General features: G+C 62.0%; 16 protein-coding genes. 7 read left to right on the top strand and 9 right to left on the bottom strand.

What is annotated here, in order from left to right; translation table 11 throughout:
* Nucleotides 1-61 precede the first annotated feature (61 nt).
* From HME9302_RS00855 to gyrB, 4 genes are all read right to left on the bottom strand, one after another.
* On the bottom strand, nucleotides 62-1,411 hold the full coding sequence (locus HME9302_RS00855) for a metallophosphoesterase (protein ID WP_115365434.1): 1,350 nt from the start codon (nucleotides 1,409-1,411) through the stop codon (nucleotides 62-64).
* Nucleotides 1,412-1,474: 63 nt separating this feature from the next.
* Entirely contained in the window at nucleotides 1,475-2,644 is a 1,170-nt protein-coding gene (locus tag HME9302_RS00850; protein ID WP_115365433.1) for a BaiN/RdsA family NAD(P)/FAD-dependent oxidoreductase, read from the bottom strand.
* A 7-nt stretch (nucleotides 2,645-2,651) separates the two neighbouring features.
* Entirely contained in the window at nucleotides 2,652-3,788 is a 1,137-nt protein-coding gene (locus HME9302_RS00845) for an AI-2E family transporter (RefSeq protein WP_115365432.1), read from the bottom strand.
* 25 nt (nucleotides 3,789-3,813) lie between these two features.
* A complete protein-coding gene (gene gyrB / locus HME9302_RS00840; protein ID WP_115365431.1) occupies nucleotides 3,814-6,441 on the bottom strand; it encodes a DNA topoisomerase (ATP-hydrolyzing) subunit B in 2,628 nt (875 codons plus the stop codon).
* 145 nt (nucleotides 6,442-6,586) lie between these two features.
* On the opposite strand from gyrB, the gene HME9302_RS00835 reads away from it, so the two are divergent.
* The 6 genes from HME9302_RS00835 (at nucleotide 6,587) to HME9302_RS00810 (ending at nucleotide 13,099) form a co-directional block, all read left to right on the top strand.
* The gene (locus HME9302_RS00835) at nucleotides 6,587-8,164 is read left to right on the top strand and encodes a class I adenylate-forming enzyme family protein (RefSeq protein ID WP_115365430.1); all 1,578 of its coding nucleotides are present in this window, start codon (nucleotides 6,587-6,589) and stop codon (nucleotides 8,162-8,164) included.
* 502 nt (nucleotides 8,165-8,666) lie between these two features.
* The gene (gene guaA, locus HME9302_RS00830; protein ID WP_115365429.1) at nucleotides 8,667-10,274 is read left to right on the top strand and encodes a glutamine-hydrolyzing GMP synthase; all 1,608 of its coding nucleotides are present in this window, start codon (nucleotides 8,667-8,669) and stop codon (nucleotides 10,272-10,274) included.
* A 72-nt stretch (nucleotides 10,275-10,346) separates the two neighbouring features.
* Nucleotides 10,347-11,168, top strand: a complete 822-nt coding sequence (locus HME9302_RS00825) for a class I SAM-dependent methyltransferase (protein ID WP_115365428.1) — start codon at nucleotides 10,347-10,349, stop codon at nucleotides 11,166-11,168.
* A gap of 75 nt (nucleotides 11,169-11,243) precedes the next feature.
* On the top strand, nucleotides 11,244-11,687 hold the full coding sequence (locus tag HME9302_RS00820) for a CHRD domain-containing protein (protein WP_115365427.1): 444 nt from the start codon (nucleotides 11,244-11,246) through the stop codon (nucleotides 11,685-11,687).
* 21 nt (nucleotides 11,688-11,708) lie between these two features.
* A complete protein-coding gene (locus HME9302_RS00815; RefSeq protein ID WP_115365426.1) occupies nucleotides 11,709-12,428 on the top strand; it encodes an endonuclease III domain-containing protein in 720 nt (239 codons plus the stop codon).
* The gene (locus tag HME9302_RS00810; protein WP_230079810.1) at nucleotides 12,374-13,099 is read left to right on the top strand and encodes an endonuclease III domain-containing protein; all 726 of its coding nucleotides are present in this window, start codon (nucleotides 12,374-12,376) and stop codon (nucleotides 13,097-13,099) included. Before HME9302_RS00815 ends, HME9302_RS00810 begins: the two co-directional genes overlap by 55 nt.
* On the opposite strand, the gene HME9302_RS00805 is transcribed toward HME9302_RS00810, so the two are convergent.
* The 5 genes from HME9302_RS00805 to HME9302_RS00785 all read right to left on the bottom strand — a co-directional run bounded on the left by HME9302_RS00805 (nucleotide 13,089) and on the right by HME9302_RS00785 (nucleotide 16,644).
* Nucleotides 13,089-13,643: a DUF924 family protein gene (locus HME9302_RS00805; protein ID WP_115365425.1), complete on the bottom strand. Its 555-nt coding sequence runs from the start codon at nucleotides 13,641-13,643 to the stop codon at nucleotides 13,089-13,091. The genes HME9302_RS00810 and HME9302_RS00805 overlap by 11 nt on opposite strands.
* Nucleotides 13,640-14,074: a hypothetical protein gene (locus HME9302_RS00800; protein ID WP_181815637.1), complete on the bottom strand. Its 435-nt coding sequence runs from the start codon at nucleotides 14,072-14,074 to the stop codon at nucleotides 13,640-13,642. Before HME9302_RS00800 ends, HME9302_RS00805 begins: the two co-directional genes overlap by 4 nt.
* An 80-nt stretch (nucleotides 14,075-14,154) precedes the next feature.
* The gene (gene tldD / locus HME9302_RS00795) at nucleotides 14,155-15,579 is read right to left on the bottom strand and encodes a metalloprotease TldD (RefSeq protein WP_115365424.1); all 1,425 of its coding nucleotides are present in this window, start codon (nucleotides 15,577-15,579) and stop codon (nucleotides 14,155-14,157) included.
* 58 nt (nucleotides 15,580-15,637) lie between these two features.
* The gene (locus HME9302_RS00790; protein ID WP_115365423.1) at nucleotides 15,638-15,949 is read right to left on the bottom strand and encodes a zinc-finger domain-containing protein; all 312 of its coding nucleotides are present in this window, start codon (nucleotides 15,947-15,949) and stop codon (nucleotides 15,638-15,640) included.
* Nucleotides 15,950-16,041: 92 nt separating this feature from the next.
* Nucleotides 16,042-16,644, bottom strand: coding sequence for a DUF4402 domain-containing protein (locus HME9302_RS00785; RefSeq protein ID WP_115365422.1), 603 nt, complete (start codon nucleotides 16,642-16,644; stop codon nucleotides 16,042-16,044).
* A 136-nt stretch (nucleotides 16,645-16,780) separates the two neighbouring features.
* Between HME9302_RS00785 and HME9302_RS00780 the strand changes: the two genes are divergently transcribed.
* Complete coding sequence (locus HME9302_RS00780) at nucleotides 16,781-17,734, top strand: ABC transporter ATP-binding protein (protein WP_115365421.1); 954 nt, start codon at nucleotides 16,781-16,783, stop codon at nucleotides 17,732-17,734.
* Nucleotide 17,735 lies beyond the last annotated feature (1 nt).

Below are 17,735 nucleotides of genomic sequence, written 5' to 3'. Positions count from 1 at the left end.
TAAACCGGTCCGGTGCAGCAGCATCGGGCCGGTTTTTTGTTAGCAGATACTCAGGCGGTAGCTACTCGCCCAGCTCCAGCACTTCCGTGCCGACGGATACCGGTGCGGGATGTGCGTGCCCGGCAACCGGCTCTGCTGCGCGGTCTTGTCCAGTGGCGATATCATACGGATCGGCATAGATATTCGCGCTGCGCGCCGCGTCGATATAGGTCTGGATATAACTTGCCACGCCGCCATCGGCTGTAAAGACCGGGAAGGCGGGATTGGTCGCAATGGGATTGCCAGCCCTATCCGTGGCCTGCCGTTGCAACACAACATTGCGCGCATTGGCGGCGGTTACGCGGCTATTTGCGGCATCCACCGTCAATTCCGTATCGGTGAACATTGCCCCGGCCGAAGTGGTGCTGGTTACCAGGAATTGCCGCGAGGCATCGACGGTGCCAAAATCGCAGATGTAAGCCTGATGGGTATGACCGGACAGCACCAGATCGACGCCGGTATCGAGCTGGTCGAGGATCGTACGCAGCGGGCCGGCAATCGCGCCGCAACCATTGATCGGACTGCCCGCATTCTGGGTCAGCCCCTGATGGATGGCCACCACGACCGCGTCCGCCCCGCGCGAACGCAGGCTGCGCGTTTCGCGGTTGATGGCGTCGGCCTCGTCCGTGAAAGTCAGCCCGGAAGTCGAGCCACTGGTAGCTTGCGGCGTGCTGCGCAGCGTCAGCCCGATCACGCCGACCTGCACCGCATTCGCGCCACTGCCGAGCGTACGGAGCGCGCTTGCGGGGAACAGGGTGCCGGTGCCCTGCCGGACATTGGCGGCAAGGAACTGGAAGTTCGCGCCGCCGAAATTCGATTCCACCCGGCACGGGATCAGGCTGGTATATTTGGTACAGCCGCCACTCGCCAACCGTTCAAGCTCCCGCACACCTCGGTCGAATTCGTGGTTTCCGACGGCCGCGAAATCAAGCCCTACCCGGTTCATTGCCCCGATGGTGGGTTCTTCGAGGAAGCGGTCGGACAAAGGCGCGCTGGCGCCGAACAGATCGCCAGCCGAGATGACCAATGTGTTGCCATTGGCCGCGCGAATAGCCGCCACCGCGCTGGCCAGATAGGCCGCGCCGCCGGCATAGGCCTGCTGCACGCCGCTCGCAGTGTTGAAGCCGATATTGCCGCGCGGTTCGATAAATCCGTGCAGATCGTTAAAGCCCACGATCCGGATCGAAACCGGGTTGGCGGCAGGCGGAGTAGGTGTGGGCGTGCCGCCACCGCCGATCGGACCCCCGCCTGACGACCCGCTACCAGACGACCCGCCGCCGCAGGACAACAAGGCGAGGGAAAGCAGGGCGGGCAGGAACGGACGTGGCATGATCTCAGTGTGGCGCAGCGAAACGCGCGTCGCAAGCATCATTCCATCCCGTCCGGGCCAACCGCTTTTGCACCAAATCCCGGAAAGGACTGGCCAAGTGCCGGATCAGATCGCCTGTGCCGCCGCCCAACCGCTCGACCAGGCCCATTGGAAGTTATACCCGCCGAGCCAACCGGTCACATCCACCGCCTCGCCGATCGCATAAAGGCCCGGCACAGCGCGCGCTTCCATCGTTTGGGAAGACAGTTCGCCGCACGCGATGCCGCCCGCCGTCACTTCGGCTTTGGCGTATCCCTCGCTGCCATTAGGCATGAAATGCCACGCAGCCAGCCGCGCCTCCGCCTGACGCAGCGCCTTGTCGGTCTGACTGCCAAGCTCGCCTGCAATCTCCAGCCGCTCCGCCAAAGTGCCCGCCAGTCTTTCGGGTAGGCGCTCGCGCAGGACCGACATGAATGCCGTACGCGGCGCTTCGTGTTTGTGCGCGACCAGCCATCCGGGCTTTTCGTCGGGAAAGAAGTCGACCGTCACCCCGTCGCCATTTCGCCAGTAGGAACTGACTTGCAGGATGGCGGGGCCGGACAGGCCGCGATGGGTGAACAGCGCCGCCTCCCGAAAGGTGGTCTTGTTCGCGGTGGCGGCGACATCGGCGCTGATGCCGGACAGGTCGCGGAACAGCACGTCTTCCCCGCCCAACGTCAGCGGAACGAGCGCCGGGCGCGGCTCCACGATTTTCAGGCCGAACTGGCGCGCCAGCCGATACGCGAAATCGCTCGCTCCCATCTTCGGGATCGACGGCCCGCCAGTGGCGATGACCAGCGCAGGTGCTGTGTCGGTGCGGGTTGCACTGGTGATGGAGTAGCGCCCATCCGAATGCTCCACCGTTTCGACATCCTGTCCGGTCGCAATCTTTACCCCCGCAGCCTCGCACTCCTCCACCAGCATGGCGACAATCTGGCGGGCGGACCCGTCGCAGAACAATTGCCCGAGTGTCTTTTCGTGCCAGGCGATGCCGTGGCGGTCGACCAGATCGATGAAGTCCTGTGCGGTATGGCGGGCGAGCGCCGATTTGGCGAAATGGCGGTTGGACGAAAGATAGGCTTCGGGCCGCGTGTGGCGGTTGGTGAAATTGCACCTGCCACCGCCGGAAATCAGGATTTTCTTGCCGACTTTCTCGCCGCGCTCCAGCACCAGCACGCGCTTGCCCCGCCGGCCCGCATGCATCGCGCAATACAACCCGGCCGCCCCGCCGCCGAGGATGATTGCATCATATTCCATGACCGCGTCAGATCTGCGCGGCGGGTTCGGCCGCATCGTCGTTTTCAAGCGGCAAGTCGGCCACCCCCTCGCGCTGATCGCGCAGGATGGTCCAGCCGGCGATGGCGAGCCCCGCCAACAGCGGGCCGAGCACGATGCCCGACAGACCGATCGTGGCGATACCCCCCAGTGTCGTCACCAAGATCACCCAATCGGGAATGCCAGTATCGCGGCCCACCAGGATCGGGCGCAGCAGATTGTCCGCCATGCCGATGACCGCCACGCCGCTCACGATCACCACCACACCCTGCCAGATGAAACCCGTTGCCAGCAGATAGACCGCCACAGGCAACCACACGATCGCCGGTCCGAGCGCAGGCAGCAGCGAGAAGATCGCCATCAAGAGCGCGAACAAGATGGCGGACGGTACGCCCGCGATCCAGAAGGTAATGCCGCCCAACGCGCCCTGCACCAGCCCGACCACGACCGATCCCTTGATCGTTGCGCGCACGATGGCGAGGAACCGCTCGCCCAATGCCACCGCAATCGGCGTCTGCACCGGCAGGCCGCGCAGCATGGCCGCGCCCAGCCTCGTGCCGTCGCGCAGCAGGAAATAGGTGACATACAATCCGACGCCGAAACCCAGCACGAGGCCAAAGACGCCGCCGCCAATCGCCAGCGCCCGCTGCACGATTACGCCCGCGCTGGCCGTGACGAATTCTTCCGCCCGTTCGCGCAAGGCGGCGATGTTACCCCAGCCAGAATTGTCCAGCGCATCGCGCATCTGCACCGGCAGGCTGTCATGCAACTGCAGGAATATCGCGGCGAGATCGATCCGCCCTTCCTGGAATGCGACGATCAGCGCGGCGGCCTCCTCCACCACGAGCGAGCCGATGATGATCGCCGGAATGACCACGGAAATCGTGATGACCAGCAGGCTGAGCATGGCCGCCCGGTTCGGATAATGCGGCATATGCGACAGCACACGCTGGTAGAGCGGCTGGAAGATGATGGCGGCCAGCACCGCCCACAGCAACGGCGCGGCAAACGGCCAGACAACCAGTACCAGCCCGGCCGTTATCAGGATCAGCAGGACAAGAAAGCCGGCACGCTCCACACCGGTGGACGGGATTGGCGCAATCGGCGCGCTGTTGTCCTCTGCCATATGCTCCGCCCGCCCCCGATTTGTCTCAGACGTCGAGATTGGCGACGTTGAGCGCATTGTCCTGAATGAACTCGCGGCGCGGTTCGACCACATCGCCCATCAACCGGGTGAAGATTTCGTCGGTCACATCGGCGTCTTCGACTTTAACCTGCAAGAGCGCGCGGTTTTCCGGATCGAGCGTGGTTTCCCAAAGCTGTTCCGCGTTCATTTCGCCCAGCCCCTTGTAGCGGGCGATGGCGAGGCCTTTGCGACCTGCCGCGAGCACCGCATCGAGCAATTGCGTAGGCCGCGTAATCGCCGCTTCGGTCTTGAATGCGGGCGCATCGGCGTCGGTTTCGTCGTCGCTGGCCGGATCGATCGGTTCGGCTTCCGCCACCGCGTCGTCCGCCGTACCTTTCACCAGGAAGGTCGGCTGCACGTAGGTTTCGGCCACATCCGCCACCAAGCCATGTAGCTTGCGCGCTTCGGCGCTTTCGAAAAATGCCGCCTCGATTTCATGCGCGTCGGTTACGCCGCGCCATACCCGTTCGAGCAGGATCGCGCCTGTGCTCTCATTCTCACTTTCGCCGGAACCGTCCCGAATGCGGGCGGACCATTTCGCATCGTCATCGCCCATCTGCAGTCGGGCGGCAGCGGCATCCAGCGCAGCCTCGCGCGCCTTTTTGTCGAGGCCCGGGGCAAGCGCGCCGGCAATGGCCAGCTGTTCGATCAGCGCAGCATCGTATTTGCGCGGTACGAAGGCAATCAGATTGCGGATGCGCAGCGCATGTTCGACCAGAGCGGCCAGATCCGGCCCGCCGCGCGCACCACCACTCGTTTGCAACACGCGCCCATCCAGCCCGGCATCGACCAGATAACGGTCGAGCGCGGCTTGATCCTTTAGATAGACTTCGCTGCGGCCCTTATTCACCTTAAACAAGGGCGGCTGCGCAATGAACAGATGTCCGTTGCGAATGATTTCGGGCATCTGGCGGTGGAAGAATGTCAGCAGCAGCGTGCGGATATGCGCGCCGTCGACATCGGCGTCCGTCATGATGACGATCTTGTGATAGCGCAGCTTTTCCAGATTGAACTCGTCGCGAATGCCGGTGCCCATCGCTTGGATCAGTGTGCCGACCTCCTTCGACGAAATGATCCGGTCGAACCGCGCGCGCTCCACATTCAGGATCTTGCCCTTCAGCGGCAGGATCGCCTGCGTCTTGCGGTCGCGGCCCTGCTTGGCGGAACCGCCGGCGGAATCGCCCTCGACCAGGAACAGTTCGCACAAGGTCGGATCGCGTTCCTGGCAATCGGCCAGTTTGCCCGGCAGGCTCGCTATGTCCATCGCGCCCTTGCGCCGGGTCAGTTCGCGTGCCTTCTTGGCCGCCTCGCGCGCGGCGGCGGCGTCGATCACCTTCTGGATGATGGTCTTTGCATCGGCCGGGTTTTCCTCCAGCCATTCGGTCATCTTGTCGCTCATCAGGCTTTCCAGCGGAGAGCGCACTTCGGATGAGACCAGCTTGTCCTTGGTCTGCGAACTGAACTTGGGATCGGGCAGCTTGACCGACACGATGGCTGTCAGCCCCTCGCGCATATCCTCGCCCGAAAGCGTAACCTTTTCCTTCTTCAACATGCCCGACGCGTTGGCGTAGTTGTTGAGCGTGCGGGTCAGCGCGGCGCGGAAGGCAGCCAGATGCGTACCGCCGTCGCGCTGCGGGATGTTGTTGGTGAAGCAGAGGACATTTTCATAATAGCTGTCGTTCCATTCCAGCGCCACGTCGATGCCGATCATGTCGCGCTCGGCAGAAATCGCGATGGGTTCGGGGATCAGCGGCTGCTTGTTACGGTCGAGATAGCTGACGAAGGCCGCAATGCCGCCTTCGTAGAACAGGTCATGCTCGGCCACCTCCTCGCCGCGCTTGTCGCGCAGTTTGATGTGGACGCCGGAATTGAGGAAGGCGAGCTCGCGGTACCGGTGCTCCAGTTTCTCGAAATCGAAATCGGTGACGTTCTTGAATGTGTCGGTACTGGCCTGGAAGGTGACCCGCGTACCCTTGCGCAGGCCGCCATCCTCAGCGGGCGGCGCATCGCCTTTCTCCACCAGCGAGCTAACCGCGTCGCCATGTTCGAAGCGCATCCAGTGCTCTTTTCCATCGCGCCAGATGGTCAGTTCGAGGAATTCGGACAGCGCGTTGACCACCGACACACCCACGCCATGGAGCCCGCCCGAAACCTTGTAGGCATTGTCGTCGCTGGTGTTCTCGAACTTACCGCCGGCATGCAGTTGGGTCATGATGACCTCGGCTGCCGAAACGCCCTCTTCCTTGTGCATATCTACCGGAATGCCGCGGCCATTGTCCTCGACCGACACGCTGCCATCGGGGTTGAGCTCGATCAGGACCAGGTCGCAATGGCCCGCCAGCGCCTCGTCGATGGCATTGTCGCTCACCTCGAACACCATATGGTGCAGACCGCTGCCATCGTCGGTGTCGCCGATATACATGCCTGGCCGCTTGCGAACGGCATCCAACCCCTTGAGAACCTTGATTGAATCGGCGCCATAGGCGTTCTTGTTCGGGTTCGCCGCGCTATCGCCCTGCGGGGTATCTGCGGCGGGGATCGCCGGATTGGAGCTGGGGTCGGGGTTGGGCGTGTTTTCGGGTGTTTCACTCATGCATCCGATATAGGCGCAAAGGCGCGCAAACCCAAACTTCACACGCAGCGCGGACGGTGTTTTTCCCCGCCTCCGCCCGATCCCGCCGCCAGCGCTTGCCAGCTTCCGCCGTGCGCGCCTAACCACAGGCGATGGAGGATGGATAATGGCGGCAGAAATCGAGGCGATTTTAGGGGCGGAAATCGGCACGTATCGCGCGATTTTCGACCACTGGCGGACAGCCCGGCCGGACGCACCCGCTCTGCTCGACGATGCCGGATCGCTGAACTGGGGCGAGATGATGGACCGGGTGGACCGCATCGCCGCGCAATTGCGGACAGACGGGCTGGAACAGGGGCAATCCGTCGCAATCCTGGGCACCAGTGGTATCCCCTACGCGCTGGTATTTCTGGGGGCCGTGATGGCGGGCGGTGTAGCGGCACCGCTGACCACCAGCGCCACACCCGAGCAGCTTGCCGGCATGGTCGCGGATAGCGGCGCAGCGCATCTGTTCGTCGATCGGGCCAAGCTCGCTGAACTGGGCGAGGATTTCGCGCCGGACCTGCGTGTCGTAGTGTTGGATGAAGAGCTGGGGGACTGGATGGCACCTGCAGGTACGCCAGCGCCAGCCGTGGAGCCTTCAGCCGACGATCCCTTCAACATCATCTATTCCAGCGGGACGACCGGCATACCCAAGGGCATCGTGCATTCGCACGCGATGCGCTGGCGGCAATTCGCTCCGACCGCGGCTGCATGGCTGAAGGGCGCTCGCGGCAACGCCGGTAGCAGCGAGCCTGAACCGATCCGCGCGCTGGCCTCGACCCCGCTATATTCCAACACCACCATGGTCGTCTTCCTCGCCGCGTTGCTGGCGGGCGGCAGCGTGCGCATCATGGGCAAGTTCGATGCGGCGCGCTGGCTCGCCCATGCCGAAACCGACCGGACCAACACCACCATGCTGGTGCCGGTACAATATCGCCGGCTGCTGGACGATCCTGCATTCGATCGCACGAACCTGTCTGCGCTGCGGTATAAATATTGCACGTCTGCCCCCTTCGCGCCTACGTTGAAGCGCGAAGTGCTGGACCGGATGCCGGGCGCGCTGATCGAGATCTATTCCATGACCGAAGGCGGCGTCGTCTGCCTGCTATACGCGCATGAGCACCCCGATAAGTTGCACACCGTCGGCAGGCCGGCACCGGGCCACCGCTTGCGCGTGCTGGACGATGATGACCGCGAGGTTGCACCGGGCGAGGCCGGGAACCTGGTCGGCCGCAGTCACACCATGATGAGCGGTTACCGCAACCGGGCAGAAGCCACGGACGCCGCGCGCTGGATCGATCCCGAGACTGGCGAGGCATGGATGCGGATGGGCGATATCGGCCGCGTCGATGCCGACGGCTTCGTCGAGCTGGTTGGGCGCGCGAAGGACATGATCATCTCCGGCGGCTTCAACATCTACCCTGCCGATCTGGAAGCCGAGCTGGAGCGGGAAAGCGGCGTGGTCGAGGCCGCCGTGGTTGGCATTGCCAGCGAACGTTGGGGCGAAACGCCGGTCGGGTTTGTGGTAGTAGCAGATGGCGCGCCGCCCGTGGATACCATCCTGAGTGCGGTCAATGCCCGCCTCGGCAAGACCCAGCGGCTATCCGCGCTTCATACGATCGCAGCCATGCCGCGCAGCCATATCGGCAAGCTGCTGAAGACCGAATTGCGCGACCTGGCACAGCAATGTGGCGCGTCCTGAGGGTTGCCAAACGACGAAAGCGCGCTGACCCTGACAGGGCCGGCGCGCTTTCATTTTGTCATTGCGACCTGCCATTTACGGCGAAGCCTAATTCAAAGCCTGTCAGGCGATCGTGGCGCCCAGCGTCATTCCGCTGATTGCCGCAGCCGCGAACAGAGCGATGATGTTAACTGCAACATTGTTGCGCATATCATGTCTCCTAATGAGCGACCGCCGGAAGCCCCGCATCGAGGGGGAGGGGGAGAGGAGGCGAGTACTTCCGGTCGGCTCGAGAAGTGAAATAATCTTTCGTGCGGCTTTGCGAAAGTGAGTTTACCGGGAGACGTGTTGCAAAATACGCACCAAACTATTTCGTGATCCAGTAACACCTGCGCTTTCCTGCATCTTTGGGAGCGGATTAAACCTTGCTGCGCCTTGCGCGAGTTCCCAAAGCGCAGTGTCGGTCGGGACCTGGCCGCGTGGCCGCTGGACGCAGGCAAATCGTGCATCTATCGGGGGCGGCATGACCGAACTCCTAGTACCAGAAGCCGGCTTCACGCCCGAAGCGCTCCATTCCGAATCAATCCTGATTGTCGATTTCGGCAGTCAGGTAACTCAGCTGATTGCGCGCCGGGTGCGGGAAGCGGGCGTCTATTCCGAAATCGCCCCGTTCAACTCCGCCGCCGAAGCGTTCGAGCGGATGCAGCCTGACGGCATTATCCTGTCGGGCGGCCCCTCCAGTGTGAACGACGAGGATGCGCCGCTGGTGCCAGACGCGTTCTATCAGGCAGGCGTTCCGATACTTGGCATCTGTTACGGCCAGCAGGTTATGGCCAAGCAACTGGGCGGCGAGATCACCAGCCACGAAATGGGCGAATTCGGCCGCGCATTTGTCGATATCGAAACCACCAGCACCCTGTTCGAAGGAGTCTGGAGCAAGGGCGAGCGCCACCAGGTCTGGATGAGCCATGGCGACAAAGTAACCAGCCTTGCTCCCGGCTTCACCACGGTGGGCACTTCGGACGGCGCGCCGTTTGCTATCACCGCCGACGAAGAACGCCGGTTCTACGGTATCCAGTTCCACCCCGAAGTGGTGCACACGCCGGATGGCGCCAAGCTGATCGGCAATTTCGCGCGCCATGTCTGCGGCCTGACCGGCGACTGGAGCATGGCCGAATATCGCGCCACCAAGATCGCCGAAATCCGCGAACAGGTGGGTGTCGGCCCAGACGGCGGGAAAGTGATCTGCGGCCTCAGCGGCGGGGTCGACAGCTCCGTCGCAGCCATCCTCATCCATGAAGCGATCGGCGACCAGCTGACCTGCGTGTTCGTCGATCACGGCCTGTTGCGGCTGAACGAACGCGAACAGGTAGAAACGCTGTTCCGCGAACATTATCACATTCCATTGGTGGTTGTAGAAGCGGAAGACCGCTTCATGGCGGGCCTGGCGGGTCAAACCGACCCCGAGAAAAAGCGCAAGTTCATCGGCGGCGAATTCATTGCCGTGTTCGAGGAGGAAGCGGCCAAGCTCGGCGGCGCAGATTTCCTCGCCCAGGGCACACTATATCCCGATGTCATCGAAAGCGTCAGCTTTACCGGCGGGCCGAGCGTCACGATCAAGAGCCACCACAATGTCGGAGGCTTGCCCGAACGCATGAACATGGCGTTGGTCGAGCCCCTACGCGAATTGTTCAAGGACGAAGTGCGCGATCTGGGGCGAGAGCTGGGCCTCGACGACAAGTTCGTCGGCCGCCACCCGTTCCCCGGCCCCGGCCTCGCCATCCGCATTCCCGGCGAAGTTACCAAGGAACGCTGCGACATCCTGCGCAAGGCGGACGCGATCTACCTCGACGAAATTCGCAACGCCGGTCTGTACGATGCGATCTGGCAGGCATTCGCCGTGCTGCTACCGGTAAAGACCGTGGGCGTGATGGGCGACGCGCGCACCTATGACAGTGTCTGTGCCTTGCGCGCGGTCACCAGCACCGACGGCATGACAGCGGACATCTTCCCGTTCGACGCCAGCTTCCTGACAGGGTGCGCCACGCGCATCGTTAACGAAGTCAAAGGCATCAACCGCGTGGTGTACGACTATACATCCAAGCCGCCCGGCACTATCGAATGGGAATAATTCCTCAATTCCCTCGGCTTGACGCGCCTATGGCGCTCGGTCCCAGCTAATAATTCATACCGGAGACAAGCGATGACCGATTCCGGCACCTTCGCCTCGTTCGAAAAGAGCCCCTACCGCAGCGTCAAGGTATCGACCTATTTCGATACTTACGATCATCTGTTCGCCAAATACCGCGGCAAACCCATCACGTTTGTCGAAATCGGGATTTTCGGCGGCGGATCGTTGTTCATGTGGCGCGATTATTTCGGTCCCGAGGCGCGAATTATCGGCATCGACTTCAATCCCAATGCGAAAAAGTGGGAGAAGGACGGCTTCGAAATTTTCATCGGCAACCAGAGCGACGAGGGGTTCTGGGAAAACTTCGTGAAGGAAATCGGGCCGGTCGATGTGGTGCTGGACGATGGCGGGCACACTTACGAACAGCAGATCATCACGGTCGAAAGTCTGCTTGCCAACATGAAGGATGGTGGCACTCTGGCGGTGGAGGATACCCACACCTCCTACATGAACCGCTATGGCCGTAAAAAATACAGCTTCCTCAATTACGTGAAACAGTATCTCGACCGCATCAATCTGCGTTTCGGTTCTCTCGACAAGACGAAGGCGGACGACAGGGTCTGGTCGATCCAGGTGTTCGAATCGCTCGTTGCGTTTCACATCGACCGTGCTGCCTCACGCCGTAAATCCGAATTGATCGACAACAGCGCCGAACATGACGATGCGCAGGACTATCGGTTCGCGGACGACAGTTCTGCCGATGCTTTGCTGCAACGCGCCGACCGGCTGAAATGGCTGAAGGCCATACCCGGTGTGCGCAAATTGGGTGCCGGAATCGTCAACGCCGCATCGGGCCGCAAGAACGCTTCGCGGCTGAAGCGCTATTTCGATTGATGATCGCTGCGGGAACGCGCGAACGCGGCCTTCGTTGAGATTCCGACTGATCCGTTCACGATCGAGGAACCTGCCATGACACTTCGCGCCCTGACCCTTGCCGCTGCCGCTCTTACTCTGGGAGGGTGCGAGACGCTGCAGGAAGCCTATACTGAGACGATCTCCTCGACATATACCGCAGAATTGCGGGGCGCCAACGAAGTACATCGCGGCGATTTGAACGGTTCCGGCACGGCAGAGATCAGCTTTGCCGACGAGCTCAAGCGCGTGTGCTGGGACCTGAACGGTTTGAAGGGCCTCGGCCCGATCACCGGCGCACACATCCATCGCGGCCGTGCGGGTGTCGATGGTCCGGTGGTTCTCCCCCTGAAGCAGGCCACCGAAGGCGGCTGGCGCGGATGCAGCACCGATACCTCTTGGGTTCAGCGTGCGTTCGATGAAGGCTTGTCGAACTATTACGTCAACGTGCACACAGCCGAATATCCGAAGGGTGCCATTCGCGGTCAGTTGCGGCAGTAACCACCCGAAACGGTTTGCAACGTGACCAGCCAGCTACCGCTTGAAGACGACCCCCGAACAGATGTTCTGCGCAATTTGCAGCCGCTCCTGGTCCAGCGGTTCGGGCGCATTGAACGGACGGAGCGTGAACGCCGGGCACCGGAATGGGTGATGGTGCAAGGTGTCATCGGGGCGCGCACCAGATCCGAAATTTCCAACAAGGCTGCCGATCGGTTGTTGGACAAATATGGCTCATGGGAAGCCGTAGCGGCAGCTGCTCCGGACGAACTGCTCGCAGAGCTTGCCACGCAGACATATCCTAGGATTGCTGCCGAACGGCTGAAGGCTTGCCTTACTGAATTGGTCGGACGGCGTGGTAAAGTGGACCTGTCGCATCTGACGGACATGGAAACCAGCGCGGCGATGGACTGGCTGGAACAGCTCCCCGGCATCGGGCGCAAAGTCGCGGCGGGTGTAATGAACGCCAGCACGCTCAACCGGCGTGCCATCGTCCTGGATTCGCATCATCGGCGCATTCTGCAGCGCGTGGGTCTTGTGCCGCCCAAGGCCGACACGGCACGGGCATTCGATGCCATCATGCCCGCTATGCCGCCGGAATGGTCGGGCGCGGATTATGACGAGCATCATTTGCTGATGAAGAAAGTCGGCCAGACATGGTGCCGTCCCGCTGCTCCGCAATGCGAGCCATGCGCAGCACTGACTTGGTGCAAGACCGGCACCGCCCGCGTCGCAAGCCGCTGACCGATATGGCGCAAATGCTCAATGAAACCGAAGTTGAGACTGTCTACCGGCAACTGGCCGAGGCCATGCCGGGGCGTACGCCAGGTGCGAAGGGCCCCAAAGGGCAGCCCGACGCGTTCCGGTCCTGCATATCCTGTATGCTGTCAGCCCAGTCGCTCGACCGGAACACCGCCAAAGCGGCGCGGGCGCTGTTTGCGCTGGCGCGAACTCCGGAAGCCATGCTGGATCTGGACGACCGCGATATCGCCGCCGCGATAAAGCCCTGCGGCCTGTACAATATTAAAACGCGCAACATCCGCAAGTTCTGCGAGGCGCTGCTGGCCGAACATGGCGGCGTAGTACCGGACACGCGCGAAGGACTTCTTTCACTTCCGGGCATCGGCCGTAAATGCGCCGATATCGTGCTGAGCTTTACCTTCGGGAAAGACGTGATCGCGGTCGATACGCATGTTCACCGGGTGTGCAACCGGATCGGGCTGACCAAGGCAAAAACTGCAGACAAGACGGCGCAACAACTGGAGGCGCGCACTCCGCCTTGGGCACTGCGCGACGGGCATTTCTGGCTGATCCAGTTCGGCAAACGCATCTGCACCTCCCGCGCGCCCAAATGCGCGCAATGCCCAGTCAGCGATATATGCCTGTGGTACCGGGATGCTGCTGTTACCAGCTGAAACCGCGCGCAACGGCGCGTTCCTCCGCTGGCGTACTGTTACGCCCCAACGCTTCGTTCCGGTGCGGGAACCGGCCGAAGCGTGCGATCATCCGGTGGTGCGATCGCGCGAATGCCAATGCGCCGCGGTTGCCCGGTTGCGCGAACCAGCGGAGGCTGGCCTCCTGCGCGGCAATATCCTCGCTATGCATCAGCGGCATGAGCAGAAATTGCCGCTCCATGCGCGACAGTCCGGCGGTGCCCCAGCGCACCAGTGTCATTTCGCAAAGGTCCTTCGCAAGATCGTCCCAGGCGAAAGCCGCGGCCGTGCCCCGGTAGAGATTACGCGGCACCTGGTCGAACACCAGGATGGCCGCCCGGGCCGTTCGGCGCGATTGCATGAAATCCTGCGCGCGGCGGGTGCCAAGCGCGTGCAGGTCGTTCTCGAACCGCTGCTCCAACATCGCGTCGACAGCATCCCTAGGGACGAACCAGTCCGATGGTGTCAGGCGATGAAACCAAACATACAGAATTTCATCCGCCCACCGACGCGAGGTATCGATCATCCCGGCTTGGTATAAGGTACGAAGTCGGTAAGAAAAACGGCACCGGTGAAGAATCCGCCCAACCGGTCAGCAGTAGTGACCTGATCCAGGCGGCAAAGCTGAGTGCCGCCGAATTTGCGAATGACGAGAATATCATCGTCATCCAGCGAACGCGGATTCTGCGTCATGTTGACGTAAACTGTCTGACCGGAATCGTACACCAGCGCGGTTTCATCGACGATGCGCAAGGCCCGGTTGCCGAACGTCGAAATGCAACGCTGGGGTTCCCCGGCGACCATACCTTCGGTCAATTTGGCAAGCTCCAGCTGTCCCTTGGTCGGCCCGGCATCGGCAATGGATGCCGTTCGGGCAGAAGACGCTGCGCAGCCTGCAAGCGATAGGGCCGAACCTGCCAGAATTGCGGTTTTCAGAATTGCATTGAAACGTGCCATCATCTTCATCCTTTCAGGACATACCGTGCAAGGCGCCGGGTGAACTGTCGCTGACTTTGCACAGATCAACGCACGAACCGTCAGGCAGTGCCGCCCACCGTCAGCCCGTCCACCAGCAGGCTGGGTTGGCCGACACCGGCAGGGACGGTCTGGCCGCCCTTGCCGCAAGTGCCGACGCCTTCATCCAGCGCGAAGTCGTGGCCGATCCCTGCGACCTTCGTCAGCACGGTCGGCCCGTCCCCGATCAGCGTGGCGCCCTTGATCGGTGCGCCCAGCTTGCCATCCTGAATTTTGTAAGCCTCAGTGCAGGAGAACACGAATTTGCCGGACACGATATCGACTTGACCGCCGCCGAAGCTCTTGGCGAATATGCCGTTTTTCACGCGGGACAGCAGTTCCGCCGGATCGTCCTGACCGGCGCGCATGAAGGTGTTGGTCATGCGCGGCATGGGCGCGTGTTCGTAACTTTCGCGGCGGCCGTTTCCGGTGGGTTTCACGCCCATCAGCCGGGCGTTCAGGCGGTCCTGCATATAGCCTTTGAGAATGCCGTCCTCGATCAAGACGGTTTCCTCTGTCGGCGTGCCTTCGTCGTCGATCGATAGCGAGCCGCGGCGGTCGATCAGGCTGCCATCGTCCACCACCGTCACGCCAGGCGCGGCGACGCGTTCGCCCAGCCTGCCGGAAAACGCGCTGGTGCCCTTGCGGTTGAAATCCCCTTCCAGGCCATGACCGATCGCCTCATGCAGCAGGATGCCGGGCCAGCCGGGGCCGAGCAGCACGGTCATTTCGCCGGCCGGGGCGTCCACACTGTCCAGATTGACGAGCGCCTGCGCCAGCGCCTCGTCGATGCAGCGGTTCCACGTTTCCTCGCCCATGATACGGTCGTAGAGATACCGTCCGCCAAGCCCGAAATTGCCGGTTTCGCGCCGCCCGTCCTTTTCAACGACAATACCCACATTCAGGCGTACCAGCGGGCGAATATCTGTTGCCACGAATCCGTCGGCCCGCACGATTTCCACCACGCTCCAGCTGGCGGCGAGCGATGCGGTGACCTGCTTGACGCGCGGATCGCGGGCGCGGGCGGCAGCATCGATCCGTTCCAGCAGGGCGACCTTCTTTTCGAACGACACAGCGTCCAGCGGACTGGCATCTGTATAAAGGTGCCGGTTGCTGCGACGCGGCGGAGCGGCGGGTTTGCCTTTCGCCGGATCGAGCAGGCGCAGCGTTTCACCCGCGCGGCGGATGGCGGCAGTGCTGATTTCATTGGCATGGGCGAACCCGGTCATCTCGCCCGTTACACCGCGCAGACCGAAGCCTGGATCGCGGCTGTAATCGGCCAGTTTCAACCGGCCATCATCGAAGGCGAAGCTCTCCGACGCGGCGAATTGCAGATACAACTCGCCGTCGTCGCACCCTTTCAGCGTTTCGGCGGCAATTGCGCGCGCTTCATCGGGAGATAGCTTATCGGTAGCGTAAAGCAGCGAGCGGGGATCGGTTGCGGTCATACCGCTTGATATAGGTAGCCCGGCAACGCTTGAACAGCCGCGCTCCAATATCCCGCGCTTAGCGGTGGCCGGGATCGCCACCTTCCGAAATGTCGCGCAAGGTCGCCTGGTCCACCCCATCCGCCGGGCCGCCTTCCAGCACGAAGCGCCGGTCGCAATAGCCGCAATCGACATAGCCGTGCTCGTCGATTTCAAGGAACACGCGCGGATGCCCAAGCGCGGTTGCACCGATCACCGCGGCGCCGGGCGTCTTGCCTGGCGCTTGGCCCGGTATTTGACGAGGTGCCCGAATGCCGCTGGCTCCGTCACAGCTGACGCGGGGGGTGGTGACGGTGATGACTTCCGGCGGCGGTGTATATGTGGTGCGCATGGATTGCCGATTAAGGCCAATGCGGCGACTTCACAACGGCGGAATCGGTTTGAGCCGTTGGGCCGCTCATCAGTAGCACGAACTACTCACGGTCAATCGTAGTCGAGATTGACTTCGAACTGGCCGGTATAAAGGCCTGGCGCCTGGTCGGCGGCAACTGTCAGGGTGCCGCCCATCTTGAAGGTGAAAGTGCCATCGGGATTGATCACCAGATACCGAATGTTGCGCGAACGACCATTCTGTGTGAGCCGCAGTATACCAGTCTCACCGCCGATCACGACGTTGCTGACGATCATGTCTGCACCCGGCCCGGTCAGGACGATGCGGTTCTGTGCAGGCTTGCGAATGCGGATGCGGCGCAGAAATGCGCCCGTCGCATCGAATTGCGAAGCAACGCAGGTGCCATTGTGAATCAGCTGACCGGTCACGGTGCATGTCGTGTCCGCGGCAGGCGTCATCACGATGGTGCCGGCGCCCTGAACCAGGACCACGCCGAAATCCATATCCCATGGGTTGGACAGCTGCATACCGTCGGTAACCTGGGTGCGGGTGGTAATCGATTGGGAATGGGCCGCCTGTGCAAAGGCTGTCGCGGAAGGCAGCGCGAATGCAGCCGCCATCAGGATTACGGCCGCAGCTTTCCAGCCCTTCAGCCGGTGCGATACCCTGCCAGATAATGATGGAGTGCGACCCATGGTCCACAGGTCTACCCAACCGCTGTTAAGATATACCACTGTGAGATGGTTAATATTCGTATAAACACAGGCTGTCGGGCCACGAAAATCAGGCAGGCTTTACCCCCTGTCGCAGCGGCCCTATTGCACGGCCATCATGCCCGCCCCGCCCCCCGCCATATCGATCCGAAATCTCACCAAGCGTTACGCACCTGCAAAGGGCGCGACAGAACCTGACGCGGAGGGCAAACTGGCACTGGACGACGTCAGTTTCGATGTACCCGAAGGCGGGATTTTCGGCCTGCTCGGCCCAAACGGCGCGGGCAAATCGACCTTGATCAATATCCTTGCCGGGCTGGTAACGAAAACCGGCGGAGAAGCGGATATCTGGGGTTTTGACATCGACACCCAGCGCCGCAATGCCAAGCGTGCGATCGGTATCGTGCCGCAGGAAATCGTGTTCGACCCGTTCTTCACCCCGTTCGAAGTGCTGGAAAACCAGGGTGGATTTTACGGCATCTCAAAAACGCTGCGCCGGTCGGAGGAATTGCTGCGCGCGGTGCATCTGGCGGATAAGCGCGATGCCTATGCGCGCACCTTGTCGGGCGGGATGAAGCGGCGGCTGCTGATCGCCAAGGCGATGGTGCATTCCCCGCCGATCCTGGTGCTGGACGAACCGACGGCTGGCGTCGACGTCGATCTGCGACGGCAGCTGTGGGAACTGGTGACCGAACTCAACCGTGACGGCGTAACGGTCGTGCTGACCACGCATTACCTCGAAGAAGCGGAAGAATTGTGCGAGCGCATCGCCATCATCAATCACGGCCGTCTGATCGCTAACAAGACCACCCGCGAACTGGTCGACATGGCCCGGACCAAGATCGTGCGCGTTACGGTGGACAAGGATCTGGCCGGACCGCCCATGGAAGATATATTCGTGAAGGGCGAAGTGACCCAGCCGCGTACGCTGGAGGTTACCTATGACCGCGATGTGACTACCGCCGGGCAGGTCCTCGCGCGGATCCAGCAACATGGTTATGCTATCGAGGATGTGACTACGCTGGAGCCCGATCTGGAAGATGTGTTCGTATCGCTTACGAGCGGAAATTGAA

The sequence above is a fragment of the Alteripontixanthobacter maritimus genome, from assembly GCF_003340475.1.
In the GTDB taxonomy this organism is placed as follows: domain Bacteria; phylum Pseudomonadota; class Alphaproteobacteria; order Sphingomonadales; family Sphingomonadaceae; genus Alteripontixanthobacter; species Alteripontixanthobacter maritimus.
The sequence above is the reverse complement of the archived record's forward strand: the minus strand, read 5'-3'. Positions and strand labels throughout refer to the sequence as shown.